We start from the raw sequence: 12956 nt of genomic DNA, 5'->3' as shown, positions 1-12956 counted from the left end.
TCCGGGATAACGCGGTCATTCGCGACGACGAGGCCGCGTTATCCCGGATATCGCGCCGGACACCGGGGCGCGGTGACGTGTGGGGTGCGCCGGACACCGGGGCGCGGCGACGTGTGGGGCGCGCCGGACACGGGCGCGGTGACGTGTGGGCGCGCCGGACACGGGGCGCGGCGCGCGGGTGGGGCGCCGCGAGGCGTACGGGCTAAGCGCCCGCGCTGAAGCGCTCGCGAGCCCGATCCCGGGCGGCCTTCCGGAGCCGGGTGAGTTCGTCGGGCTCGTCGGCGAGCCGCCGGAGCGCCGAGGCGAGGGCGGCCGGGTCGCCTGCGGGCACGAGCACGGCGGCGTCACCGAAGGCCGCCCGTTGTGGGGCGGTGTCGGAGGTGACGACCGCGCAGCCCGCCGCGGCGGCCTGGTAGACCTCGGTCGGCACGACCGACAGGGCTCGCCGTGACGTGCCGAAGATGCCCAGGCAGACGTCGTGCCCGGCGATCAGGCCGGGCAGCTCGTGCGCGGCGACCCACTCCCGCCAGGTGACCCAGGCGTTCGGGGCGGCCGCCGTACGCGTGGCGGGCAGGTCGGGGCCGGAGCCGATGACGGTGAAGACGAAGCGCGGGTCGCCGGAGAGCGCCGCGATCGCCGTGCCGACGACCGGCGCGCCCTGGACGGGCGTGAACTGGCCGAAGAAGGCGACGTGGACCAGCTCGGTGTCGCGGGCCGGCCGGGCCGAGAACCAGGACGCGGTCGCCTGCCGCAGCGCCTGGTCGTGCGTGGTGATCAGTTTCATCACGTGCTCCAACGAGCCCGCCGGGGTGACGTGATCGTGCCGTCCGGGGAGCGAGATGTGCCACAGGAAATTGTGATGGTTCAACTACTTACACCGCGATTTTCGGCCACTAGCCTGGCTGAAATGACCGAGCGGACCGAGAACACCCCATCCACCTCCCGCCGTACGCTGTTCGCCTCCGCGGGCGCGGTCGGCGCGGCGGCCCTGCTCACCGCCTGTTCGGCCGAGGAGACCCCCAGCACCGCCACCACCACTGCAGCCGGCGGCGGCACCACGGGCGCGACCGCCGGAGCCACCAGCGGCAGCACCGGCAGCACCGGAGGTGGCAGCGGCGGCACCGCGATCGCGCAGACCGGTGACATCCCGGTCGGCGGTGGCAAGATCATCGCCGCTGCCGGCGTGGTCGTCACCCAGCCGACGGCCGGCACCTTCAAAGCCTTCGACAGCATGTGCACCCACCAGCAGTGCCCGCTGTCCGGGGTGGCGAACGGCACCATCAACTGCGACTGCCACTTCAGCAAGTTCTCCATCACGGACGGCTCAGTGGTGAGCCCGCCCGCGACCAAGGCGCTGGCCGAGAAGACGATCGTCGTCGAGGGCGCCGACATCAAGCTCAAGTGATCCCCGCCGGTGGCGGGGCAGCGAAGCGATCTTGTCGGCCGTCCTGAGTAGGCTTGCGGCGTGGCCGATCCTTCGACGTACCGCCCTGCCACCGGCACCATTCCGGAGTCGCCGGGCGTCTACCGGTTCCGCGACCCGAGCGGCCGGGTGATCTACGTCGGCAAGGCCAAGAGCCTGCGCCAACGGCTCAACTCCTACTTCGCCGACCTGTGGTCGCTGCACCCCCGGACGCAGCAGATGGTCACCACCGCATCCTCAGTGGACTGGGTGACGGTCGGCACCGAGGTGGAGGCGCTCCAGCTCGAATACGCCTGGATCAAGGAGTTCGACCCGCGGTTCAACGTCAAATACCGCGACGACAAGTCGTACCCGTTCCTGGCGGTCACCCTCGACGAGGAATACCCGCGCCTGCAGGTGATGCGAGGCGCGAAGCGTAAGGGCGTGCGCTATTTCGGCCCTTACTCGCACGCGTGGGCCATCCGCGAGACGCTCGACCTCCTGCTGCGGGTCTTCCCAGCCCGCACATGCAGTGCCGGGGTGTTCAAGCGGGCGCATCAGATCGACCGGCCCTGTCTGCTCGGCTACATCGGCAAGTGCTCCGCGCCGTGCGTCGGCCGGGTGAGCGCCGCGGAACACCGGGCGATCGTCGACGAGTTCTGCGACTTCATGGCGGGCGGCACCGACAAGCTGCTCAAGCGGCTGGAGCGGGAGATGTTCGCCGCTTCGTCCGAGATGGACTACGAGCGGGCCGCCCGGCTCCGTGACGACCTCGGCGCCGCCCGCAAGGCGCTGGAGAAGCAGGCGGTCGTCCTCGGTGACGGCACCGACGCCGATGTGGTGGCGTTCGCGGAGGATCAGCTCGAAGCGGCGGTCCAGGTCTTCCACGTGCGCGGCGGCCGGGTGCGCGGCCAGCGCGGCTGGGTGGTCGAGAAGACCGAGCAGCTCACCACAGGCGACCTCGTGCACCACTTCTGCTCGCAGATCTACGGCGACACCGCCGAGGGCGCCGACGTCCCGCGCGAAGTGCTCGTCCCGGAACTGCCCGCCGACGCCGACGCGTTGGAAGCCTGGCTGGCCGATCGGCGCGGATCACGGGTGTCGCTGCGCGTACCGCAGCGGGGAGACAAGAAGACGCTGATGGAGACGGTCGCGCGCAACGCGGCGGAGGCGCTGACCCGGCACAAGCTGCGGCGTGCCACCGACCTCACGGCGCGCAGCGCCGCGTTGGAGGAGATCGCCGAGGCACTGGCCCTGCCGACCGCGCCACTGCGCGTCGAGTGCTTCGACATCTCCCAGATCCAGGGCACCGACGTCGTCGCCAGCATGGTCGTCTTCGAAGACGGGCTCGCCCGGAAGAGCGAATACCGCCGCTTCATCATCAAGGGCGCGACCGACGACGTCTCCGCGATCTCCGAGGTCATCCGGCGGCGCTTCGCGGCGTACCTGGCCGAGCGGGACGCCGAACCGTCGCTGGACGACGACGGGCGGGCGAAGAAGTTCGCGTACCCGCCGCAGTTGGTCGTCGTCGACGGTGGGCAGCCCCAGGTCAACGCAGCCGCCTCGGTGCTCGCCGAGCTGGGCGTCGTCGACGTCGCCGTCTGCGGGCTGGCCAAGCGGCTGGAGGAGGTGTGGCTCCCCGACGACGATCTGCCGGTCATCCTGTCGCGCAGTTCGGAGGGGCTCTACCTGCTTCAACGCGTACGCGACGAGGCCCACCGGTTCGCCATCACGTTCCACCGCCAGCGGCGGTCGAAGCGCATGACGACCTCGGCGCTCGACGAGGTCCCCGGCCTCGGCGAGGTACGCCGTAAGGCCCTCCTCCGCCATTTCGGCTCGGTCAAAAAGCTGGGGGCGGCGTCGCTGGAGGAGATCGCGTCGGTGCCCGGCATGGGGCCGCGGACGGCGGCGGCCGTGCTCGCGGCCCTGCACGGCGAGGCCAAACCCGACAGCGACCCCAAAGCCACCGATCAGACCCCCGAACCACCTCGGTAGACTCTCCGGCGGGGCGCCGCGGCCTGCCGGGTCGTGCGCGGGGATCCGGGCAGGGGAGTGGCAAGCGGTGACGGAAGCCGAGACCTCGGCCGCGGAGGCGGTCTCGCGGTCGCAGACCGACTTGGTGATCGTGACGGGGGTGTCCGGCGGTGGCCGGTCGACCGTCGCCCGGGCGCTGGAGAATGTCGGCTACTACGTCGTCGACAATCTTCCGCAGACGCTGATGGTGCAGATGGCCGAGCTGGCGCACGCGGCCGGCGGGGCGGCCCGTCAGACGGCGATGGTGCTCGACGTGCGTAGCCGCGCTTTCTCGACGGATCTCGCCGGGGCGGTCAAGGCGTTGCGCGAGCGGGGGTTCGCTCCCCGCGTGGTCTTCGTGGACGCCGACGACGACGTGCTGATCCGCCGGTTCGAGAACGTCCGCCGGTCGCACCCGTTGCAGGGCAACGGCCGGTTGTCCGACGGGATCGCGGCCGAGCGGGATCTGCTCGCCGAGGCCCGGGATCTCGCCGACGTCGTCATCGACACCAGTCACCTGAACGTGAACCAGCTGCGCAGCCGGGTCGAGGAGTTGTTCGCCGGCGAGGACGCGCTGAAGTTGCGCGTCACCGTGCTGTCCTTCGGGTTCAAGTACGGTCTGCCGCCGGACGCCGATTTCGTGCTGGACGCACGCTTCCTGCCGAACCCTTTCTGGGTGCCGGAGCTGCGCGACCACAGCGGCCGTGACGGTGACGTCAGTCGTTACGTGCTGGGCCAGCGGGGTGCGGCGACCTTCGTCGAGACGTACGCCCGCCTGATCAACGCGACCGCGCCGGGATTCGAACGGGAGGGCAAGCGCTACCTCACTGTCGCCGTCGGTTGCACCGGCGGTAAGCACCGCAGTGTCGCGATCGCCGAGGAGCTGGCGCGGCGTCTGCGGGAATTGCGGGTGGTCGCGAGCGCCCAGCACCGGGATCTGGGGCGCGAGTGAGGATCGTCGCCTTCGGAGGCGGGACCGGCCTGTCGGCGTCGTTGCGGGCGCTGCGGGCGATCCCCACGCCGCTCGACATCACCGCGATCGTCACGGTCGGGGACAACGGCGGGTCCAGTGGCCGGCTGCGCCTGGACCGCGGGGCGTTGCCACCGGGGGATCTGCGGCAGGCGTTGGCGGCGCTGGCCGCCGACGACCCGGTGAGCCGCCGGTCGGCGGACTTGTTCCAGCACCGTTTCGCCGGGACGGACGCCCTCGCCGGTCACCCCGTCGGCAACATCGTGCTGCTGGGCCTGATGGAGCAGTTCGGCGACCCGGTGACCGCGCTGGAGCACGGGGCCGCGATGGTCCGCGCGCAGGGGCGGGTGCTGCCGATGTGCCGGTTGCCCGTCACGCTGGAGGCCGACATCCGGGGCGGTGATCCTGCCCGGCCGCAGGAGTTGGTCACCATCCAGGGCCAGCATGAGATCGCGGTGTCGCCCGGCGACATCGAGGTGGTACGCCTCCTGCCCCCGGCGCCGCAGGCCTGTCCGGAGGCGGTGGCCGCGGTGCTGTCGGCTGATTGGCTGCTGTTCGGGCCGGGGAGCTGGTACACCAGCGTCATCCCGCATCTGCTGGTTCCGGAGCTGGCGGCGGCGGTCGTGAAGACTCGGGCAAAACGGTTGATCACCTTGAATCTGGCGGCTGAGGGCGAAACCGGTGGTTTGTCGCTCGCCGACCATCTCGGGGCGTTGACCCGTTACTTGCCTGATTTCCGGGCAGATATTGTTCTTGCTGACGGCGACGCCGTCGAGGATCCGGCGACGGTCGGGGCAGCGGCGCGGTCGTTGGGCGCGCGGCTCGCCCTCGGCCGGCTCGCCGTCGGCCGGAATGTGCCGAGGCACGATCCCCCCGCCCTGGCCAAGGCCCTGGAGCCACTGTTCGGAGCGGGGAACGCGTGAGGAACGCGGAGTGTTGGCGGAGAAAGGCAGTGCGGAGCCGCCGCACCGCTCGTTAAGCACTGACGACCGGCGCGCAGGAGCGCGGCGCCGGGCGTGGCCTGAGCGCCCGAGGCGACCCGAAGCACGAGGCATGAGGTGGAGTGACACGATGGCGATGACCGCGGCGGTCAAGGACGAGCTGAGCCGGGTGGACGTGCCCAAGCCGTGCTGCCGGCGGGCGGAGATGGCCGCGCTGCTGCGGTTCGCGGGCGGGTTGCACATCGTCTCGGGCCGGGTCGTCGTCGAGGCGGAACTCGACACCGGGGCGGTCGCCCGGCGACTGCGGGCCACCGTGGCCGACCTTTACGGGTACCCGAGCGAGATCCACATCCTCGCCTCCGGTGGACTGCGCAAGGGCAGTCATTACATCGTCCGCGTCGTCAAGGACGGCGAGGCGCTGGCCCGGCAGACCGGCCTGCTCGACGTGCGTGGCCGCCCGGTCCGGGGCCTGCCCCCGCACGTCGTCTCCGGCAACATGTGCTGCCAGGTCGCGGCGTGGCGGGGAGCGTTCCTCGCGCACGGCTCGCTGACCGAGCCCGGCCGGTCCTGCGCGCTGGAGATCACCTGCCCCGGTCCGGAGTCGGCGCTCGCGCTGGTCGGTTCGGCGCGGCGGCTGGGCATCACGACCGCCAAGGCCCGCGAGGTCCGCGGGGTGGACCGGGTCGTGGTCAAGGACGGCGACGCGATCGCCGCGCTGCTCGCCCGGGTCGGCGCGCACGCGAGTGTGCTCGCCTGGGAAGAGCGACGGGTACGCCGTGAGGTGCGGGCGACGGCCAACCGGCTGGCCAACTTCGACGACGCGAACCTGCGGCGCTCCGCGCGGGCGGCGGTCGCGGCTGCGGCCCGGGTGACTCGGGCGCTCGAGATCCTCGCCGACGACGCCCCCGGGCATCTGACGAGCGCCGGCCGCCTGCGGCTGGAGCACCGGCAGGCGTCGCTGGAGGAGCTGGGCGCGCTCGCCGACCCGCCGCTGACCAAGGACGCGATCGCGGGCCGGATCCGCCGTCTGCTGGCGCTGGCCGACAAGCGAGCCCGCGATCTCGGCATCCCGGACACCGAAGCCGCCGTCACCCCCGACATGCTCTCCGTCTAGCCCGCCCCTCGGCTTACCGTCGCCCCGCCGCGAGCCTCGCAGCGGGGCGCGGGGCGTGCTGCACGGCCCGCGAAGCCGGCAGGGAGGGCCGTCTACCGGCCCGACCGGTGCCCGACGGGAGCGACGGTCTGTCAGCCCCGCGGACCTGGGACACAGTCGTTGGGATAGGGTCGGAACGGAAGGCGACGCTGCCGGACAGAAATATCGGCCGCCGGCCGTCAGCGCCGGCGCTAGCGAGGAGATGGGACACGTGACCATCCGGGTTGGCATCAACGGGTTCGGCCGTATCGGCCGGAACTTCTACCGGGCGCTGCTGCAGTCGGGCGCGGACATCGAGCTGGTCGCCGCGAACGACCTGACCGACAACGCGACCCTGGCGCACCTGCTGAAGTACGACAGCATTCTGGGCCGGCTGCCGTACGAGGTGAAGGCGACCGACGAGGACATCACCGTCAACGGCAAGTCGTTCAAGGTGTTCTCCGAGCGCGACCCCGCCAAGCTCCCCTGGGGCGACCTGGGCGCCGACGTCGTCATCGAGTCGACCGGTCTGTTCACCGACGCCGCCAAGGCCAAGGTGCACGCCGACAACGGCGCGAAGAAGGTCATCATCTCGGCTCCGGCCAAGGGCGAGGACATCACCCTCGTCATGGGCGTGAACCAGGACAAGTACGACCCGGCCGCGCACACGATCATCTCGAACGCCTCGTGCACGACGAACTGCCTGGCCCCGATGGCCAAGGCGCTCAACGACGCGATCGGCATCGAGAAGGGTCTGATGACCACGATCCACGCGTACACGCAGGACCAGAACCTGCAGGACGGCCCGCACAAGGACCTGCGCCGCGCCCGCGCCGCCGCCGTCAACGTCGTCCCGACGTCGACCGGTGCCGCGAAGGCGATCGGCCTGGTGCTGCCGGAGCTGAAGGGCAAGCTCGACGGCTTCGCGATGCGCGTGCCGATCCCGACCGGCTCGGCGACCGACCTGACCTTCACCGCGGCCCGTGACACCACGGTCGAGGAGGTCAACGCCGCGGTGAAGGCCGCGTCGGAGGGTGCGCTTCAGGGCTACCTGACCTACACCGAGGACGACATCGTCTCCTCGGACATCGTCACCGACCCGGCGTCCTGCATCTTCGACGCCGGCCTGACCAAGGTCACCGGGGGCAACCTGGTGAAGGTCGTCGGCTGGTACGACAACGAGTGGGGCTACTCGAACCGCCTGGTCGACCTCGTGAAGTTCGTGGGCGCCTCGCTGTGACGATCAAATCCCTCGACACTCTGCTGGACGAGGGAGTCTCGGGTCGGCGCGTGCTCGTGCGCGCCGACCTGAACGTCCCCTTCGTCAAGGGATCGGACCCGGCGGAAATCGCTGACGACGGCCGCATCCGGGCCGTCCTGCCGACCATCGTGGCCCTGCGGGACGCGGGCGCGAAGGTCGTCGTCATGTCGCACCTCGGTCGCCCGAAGGGTGCTCCGGACCCCGCGTACACGTTGAAGCCGGTCGCGGAGCGGCTGGGTGAGCTGCTCGGCTCGCCGATCTCGTTCGCCACCGACACGGTCGGGGAGTCCGCTCAGGCGGCCGTCGCCGGCTTGGCCGACGGACAGGTCGCGCTCCTGGAGAACCTGCGCTTCAACGCCGGTGAGACCAGCAAGGACGCCGGCGAGCGGGGCGCGTTCGCCGACCAGCTCGCCGCGTTCGGGGACGCGTACGTGGACGACGCGTTCGGCGCGGTGCACCGCAAGCACGCCAGCGTCTACGACGTTCCGGCGCGCCTGCCGCACTACGCCGGCGGCCTCGTGCTCCGCGAGGTCGAGGTGCTACGGACGCTCACCGGCGACCCGGCCCGGCCGTACGTCGTGGTGCTCGGCGGCTCGAAGGTCTCCGACAAGCTGGCCGTCATCGAGGCGCTGCTGCCGAAGGTGGACCGGCTGCTCATCGGCGGCGGCATGTGCTTCACCTTCCTCAAGGCCCAGGGCCACGAGGTCGGCGCCTCGCTGCTGCAGGACGAGATGGTCGACACCTGCCGCGGGCTGCTGGAGCGGGCAGACGGCAAGATCCTGTTGCCGTCCGACGTCGTCGTGGCGGACAAGTTCGCCGCTGACGCCGCCACGCAGACCGTGTCCGCGACCGAGATCCCGGCCGGCCGGCTCGGCCTCGACATCGGCCCCGCCTCGGTCGCCGAGTTCGCCGACGCCCTGTCCGGCGCGAAGACGGTCTTCTGGAACGGCCCGATGGGCGTGTTCGAGCTGGCCCCGTTCGCGGCCGGGACGCGGGGCGTCGCGGAGGCGATCACCAAGGTCGACGGGCTCACCGTCGTCGGCGGTGGCGACTCGGCGGCGGCGGTGCGCGCGCTGGGCATCGACGAGAGCGGCTTCGGCCACATCTCGACCGGCGGTGGCGCGTCCCTGGAGTTCCTGGAGGGCAAGGACCTCCCGGGCATCGAAGCACTGGAGCAGTGAATGGCTGAGGCGAAGCGCCGGCCCCTGATGGCCGGCAACTGGAAGATGAACCTCAACCACCTCGAGGCCATCGCGCTGGTCCAGAAGCTGGCCCACACGCTGACCGAGAAGGAGCTGACCGACGTCGAGGTCGTCGTGCTGCCGCCGTTCACGGACATCCGCAGCGTGCAGACGGCGATCGACGGCGACAAGTGGCTCATCGGCTACGGCGCGCAGGACCTGTCGGCGCACGTGTCCGGGGCGTACACCGGGGAGATCTCCGGGGCGATGCTGGCCAAGCTCGGCTGCCAGTACGTCGCCGTCGGCCACTCCGAGCGGCGCGAATACCACAACGAGGACGACGCGCTGGTCAACGCCAAGGTCAAGGCGGCGCTGGCCAACGAGATCGCGCCGATCCTCTGCGTCGGCGAGGGCCTGGAGATCCGGGAGCGGGGCGAGCACGTGGCGCACACCCTGGCCCAGCTCGACGGGGGTCTGGACGGACTCAAGGCCGAGCAGGTCGAGAAGGTCGTCGTCGCGTACGAGCCGGTCTGGGCGATCGGCACCGGCAAGACCTGCGGCGCGGAGGACGCGCAGGAGGTCATCGGCGCGATCCGGGGCCGGATCGCCGAGACCTTCGGCGCCGACGTCGCGCAGAAGGTGCGCATCCTCTACGGCGGCTCGGTGAAGGCGGCGAACGCGGCCGGCATCATGGAGCAGCCCGATGTGGACGGCACCCTGGTCGGTGGGGCCAGCCTGGTCCCGGAGGAGTTCGCCGGGATCGTCCGGTACGCCAAGGCGGCCTGATCCGCCCGGCTTGCAGCGGAGTTCGGCGCGATGTCCCGGTGGGGCGTCGCGCCGAACTGCTTCATGGAAAACTCTCGTTGTCGCGATCCGACGATCGCGAGGTCAAGGTCCACTTCGGACCGAATTCACGGGAGGAACCATGAAACGAGTCATCGCGGTGGCGGCCGCGCTCGTCGTGTGCGCGACGGTACTGGTGCCGGCGTCACCGGCCGCGGCGGCGACGCCGGTCTGCACGAGCTCGGTTTTGAAGGCGACGACGGGCATCGACCCCTACACCGGCGAGCGGCTGTCCGCCAGCGTCCCGTCCTACGGCAGCAGTGTCGACTGCCACCTGCAGTCCGGCATCGCCAACGCGGCGGTGAAGGTGCTCCAGCGGGAGCTCAACGACTGCTACCAGACCGGCCTGACCGTGGACGGGGTCTACGGCCCGGCCACCAAGGCGAAGGTCGCGTCCATCCAGTCGGCGTACGGCATCAGCGCGGACGGGGTCTACGGGCCGAACACCCGGTCGGTCATGTACTGGGCGACCCGGAACGACTTCAACCAGCTGCGCTGCTTCCGGCTGCTGTGATCCGGCGCTGACGCGCTGAGTCATCGACTCCTGACCTTGCGTCAGGTCAAGGTCAGGAGTTGGTTGCGAAAGGCCGCCCGGGTTCCCGCGCGCGAGGCGTAAACCATAGAGTGTCTGGCGTCCCATCCCCACCCCCCATGAGGACGCGCATGCACCGCCATGTCACCGCCCCCTCCTGGCGACGCCGGGCCGCATACGGGGTCACCGCCGCGCTGGTCCTGAGCGGCGTCGCCGCCTGCGACTCGGCCGCCAGCACGGAGGCCGACGCCCCCGCGAAGGGCGGCACCCTCACCGTCTTCGTCGGGGCCCTGCCCGATCACCTGGATCCGCAGATCATCAACGCGGCGCTCGAGGTGAACATCAGCCGGCTGATCACCCGGACGCTGACGACCACCAAGGCCGAGCCGGGCGACGCCGCGAGCGAGATCGTCCCCGACCTGGCCACCGACACCGGGCGGCCGTCGGACGGGAACAAGACCTGGGAGTTCAAGCTCCGCGACGGGGTGAAGTGGGAGGACGGGACCCCGGTCACCTGCAAGGACCTCAAGTACGGCGCCGAGCGCAACTTCTCCGAGCTGATGCAGGACGGGTTGCCCTACGTCCGCAGCTACCTGGACGCGCCCAAGGACTACAAGGGCCCGTTCCTCAACGGCAACAACGGCGGCCAGGGCATCAAGGCCGTCGAGTGCGTCGACGAGAAGACGGTGCAGTACCACCTCAAGCAGGCGGTGGGCGACTTCGGCTACGTCGCTGCGCTCACCGGGCTCGCCCCGGTGCGTCAGGAGATCGAGGGCAAGGACCGGCCGGCCTATGACGAGAAGCCGTTCTCGTCCGGGCCCTACAAGATCTCCGACCGGAGCGACACCACGCTGACCCTGGTCCGCAACGACAACTGGGACGCGGGCACAGACTCGGTGCGCAAGGCGTACCCGGACAAGATCATCGTCCAGGCGGCGAACGACTCCGCCGAGGAGACCAACAAGCTGATCGCCGATCAAGGCCCGGAGCACTCCGGGATCATGATCGACCAGGATGTGGCCCCGAACTTCCTCCAGCAGGTCGTCAACGACCCCGAGCTGGCCGCCCGGACTGCCACCGGCACCACCGGCGCGGTGCGCTTCTTCGCGATCAACACTCGCAAGATCAAAGACGTCAAGTGCCGCCAGGCCCTCTCGTACGCCTTCGACAAGCGCAAGCTCCGCACGGCGCTTGGCGGCTCGATCTCCGGCGAGCTCGCCACCTCGTTCATCCCGCCGTCGCTGGCGGCGCACAAGGACTTCGACGTCTACGGCACCAACACCCGCCCGGACGGCGACATCGACCGGGCCGCCGAGCTGCTGAAGCAGGCGAAGGACTGCCCGAAGAAGCTGCGCGTGGCGTACCGGGACAGCCCGGCGATCAAGCGGCTGATGAAGCCGGTCGTCGAGATGTACCTCCGGATCGGCATCCAGGTCGAGGCGGTGCCGGTGACCTACAAGACGTATTACCACGACGTCTCCGACTCCAGCCTCAACTTCGACCTGATCTTCGCGGGCTGGGTGCCGGACTACCCGAACGGCTCGGCCGTGCTGCCGGCCCTGTTCGACGGCCGCAACCTGCCGGCGCCGGGGGAGACGGGCACGAACAACTACTCGTTCTTCAACGACGACGAGATCAACCGGCTGATCGACGAGGCGGTCGCCGAGCCCGACCTGGAGCGGCAGTACAAGCTCTGGGGTGAGCTGGACCAGAAGATCATGGAGAAGGCCGCCGCCATCCCGGTCGTCTACGCCGTGGCTCAGAGGATCTACGGCTCGAACGTGACGAACGTCTTCATCTCGCCCATGTTCGCCCAGCCCGACCTGAGCGCCATCGGCCTGAAGAACCCGGGCCAGTCCGGCTCGGCCTGATCGCCGGCTGAGCCGAGTCTTCGCGGGAGCATGCCCACCGGGGTGTGCTCCCGCGCCTCGCTCCGGCTATTCTGATCCCCGACAACGCCCTCCGAGAGGACCTCCCGTGCCCAATTGGTTCGCCTACACGCTGATCGTGATCCTGCTCATCACGAGCGGCCTGTTGACCCTGCTGGTCCTGCTCCACCGGGGCAAGGGCGGCGGCCTGTCGAGCATGTTCGGCGGCGGCGTCTCCTCCAACCTGGCCGGGTCGTCCGTGGCCGAGAAGAACCTGGACCGCTACACCGTTCTGGTCGGTGTCATCTGGTTCGCGTGCATCGTCGGTCTGGGCCTCTGGCTCAAGCTGGAAGTCAAGTAATCATCCACCCGTTCGGCGTGTTCCGGCCCACCGTGCACCCATAGGCCGCAGGGATGCGCTAGGCTGATGGCATCTTTTTGCGTACGTGGTTCACTCGCGCCGCCTGACCAGCACTTTTGGGAAGGTTTCGCGTGCTCCGCAGCTTAAAGGTCACGATGCAGACGCACGTGGAAGTAACCCACCAAGGGAGTTAGGCGCAACATGGCACAGGGAACCGTCAAGTGGTTCAACGCGGACAAGGGCTTCGGCTTCATCTCGGTCGACAACGGCGGCCCGGATGTGTTCGTTCACTTCTCGGCCATCCAGAGCAGCGGGTACCGCAGCCTGGAGGAGAACCAGCGGGTTGAGTTCGAGATCGCTCAGGGAGCCAAGGGCCCCCAGGCCGAGCAGGTCCGCCCGCTCTGATCAGACTCACGCAAAGGCCCCCACACCGTTTGGTGCGGGGGCCTTTC

13 protein-coding genes are annotated in these 12956 nt (G+C 70.1%); 12 read left to right on the top strand and 1 reads right to left on the bottom strand.

The window, feature by feature from the left end:
- Window positions 1-202: 202 nt before the first annotated feature.
- Window positions 203-868 carry a glycosyltransferase family 4 protein gene (locus AB0H43_RS28990; RefSeq protein ID WP_360004428.1) on the bottom strand — a complete coding sequence of 222 codons (666 nt, stop codon included), beginning with the start codon at window positions 866-868 and terminating at the stop codon, window positions 203-205.
- Window positions 869-907: 39 nt separating this feature from the next.
- Here AB0H43_RS28990 and AB0H43_RS28985 point away from each other — a divergent pair, with 39 nt between their 5' ends.
- The 12 genes from AB0H43_RS28985 to AB0H43_RS28930 all read left to right on the top strand — a co-directional run bounded on the left by AB0H43_RS28985 (window position 908) and on the right by AB0H43_RS28930 (window position 12909).
- Entirely contained in the window at window positions 908-1405 is a 498-nt protein-coding gene (locus AB0H43_RS28985; RefSeq protein ID WP_360004426.1) for a Rieske (2Fe-2S) protein, read from the top strand.
- A gap of 60 nt (window positions 1406-1465) precedes the next feature.
- Window positions 1466-3397 (top strand): excinuclease ABC subunit UvrC, encoded by a 1932-nt coding sequence (gene uvrC, locus AB0H43_RS28980; protein ID WP_360004425.1) that lies wholly within the window; start codon window positions 1466-1468, stop codon window positions 3395-3397.
- A gap of 67 nt (window positions 3398-3464) precedes the next feature.
- Window positions 3465-4367, top strand: a complete 903-nt coding sequence (gene rapZ, locus AB0H43_RS28975) for an RNase adapter RapZ (RefSeq protein WP_360004423.1) — start codon at window positions 3465-3467, stop codon at window positions 4365-4367.
- Entirely contained in the window at window positions 4364-5308 is a 945-nt protein-coding gene (yvcK, locus tag AB0H43_RS28970; protein ID WP_360004421.1) for a uridine diphosphate-N-acetylglucosamine-binding protein YvcK, read from the top strand. The genes rapZ and yvcK overlap by 4 nt, the downstream gene beginning before the upstream one ends.
- A 148-nt stretch (window positions 5309-5456) precedes the next feature.
- Window positions 5457-6440 (top strand): DNA-binding protein WhiA, encoded by a 984-nt coding sequence (gene whiA / locus AB0H43_RS28965; RefSeq protein WP_290869451.1) that lies wholly within the window; start codon window positions 5457-5459, stop codon window positions 6438-6440.
- 250 nt (window positions 6441-6690) lie between these two features.
- On the top strand, window positions 6691-7698 hold the full coding sequence (gap, locus tag AB0H43_RS28960; protein WP_360004420.1) for a type I glyceraldehyde-3-phosphate dehydrogenase: 1008 nt from the start codon (window positions 6691-6693) through the stop codon (window positions 7696-7698).
- Window positions 7695-8900 carry a phosphoglycerate kinase gene (locus AB0H43_RS28955; RefSeq protein WP_360004418.1) on the top strand — a complete coding sequence of 402 codons (1206 nt, stop codon included), beginning with the start codon at window positions 7695-7697 and terminating at the stop codon, window positions 8898-8900. Before gap ends, AB0H43_RS28955 begins: the two co-directional genes overlap by 4 nt.
- Window positions 8901-9686, top strand: a complete 786-nt coding sequence (gene tpiA / locus AB0H43_RS28950) for a triose-phosphate isomerase (protein ID WP_360004416.1) — start codon at window positions 8901-8903, stop codon at window positions 9684-9686.
- A 139-nt stretch (window positions 9687-9825) separates the two neighbouring features.
- Window positions 9826-10257, top strand: coding sequence for a peptidoglycan-binding domain-containing protein (locus AB0H43_RS28945; protein ID WP_360004414.1), 432 nt, complete (start codon window positions 9826-9828; stop codon window positions 10255-10257).
- Window positions 10258-10406: 149 nt separating this feature from the next.
- Window positions 10407-12146: an ABC transporter substrate-binding protein gene (locus AB0H43_RS28940; RefSeq protein ID WP_360004413.1), complete on the top strand. Its 1740-nt coding sequence runs from the start codon at window positions 10407-10409 to the stop codon at window positions 12144-12146.
- A 106-nt stretch (window positions 12147-12252) separates the two neighbouring features.
- Window positions 12253-12504, top strand: coding sequence for a preprotein translocase subunit SecG (secG, locus tag AB0H43_RS28935; RefSeq protein ID WP_360004411.1), 252 nt, complete (start codon window positions 12253-12255; stop codon window positions 12502-12504).
- Window positions 12505-12705: 201 nt separating this feature from the next.
- On the top strand, window positions 12706-12909 hold the full coding sequence (locus AB0H43_RS28930) for a cold-shock protein (RefSeq protein ID WP_027347011.1): 204 nt from the start codon (window positions 12706-12708) through the stop codon (window positions 12907-12909).
- The last annotated feature ends 47 nt before the right edge of the window (window positions 12910-12956 follow it).

The sequence above is a fragment of the Hamadaea sp. NPDC050747 genome, assembly GCF_040654195.1.
Lineage (GTDB): Bacteria > Actinomycetota > Actinomycetes > Mycobacteriales > Micromonosporaceae > Hamadaea.
The sequence above is the reverse complement of the archived record's forward strand: the minus strand, read 5'-3'. Positions and strand labels throughout refer to the sequence as shown.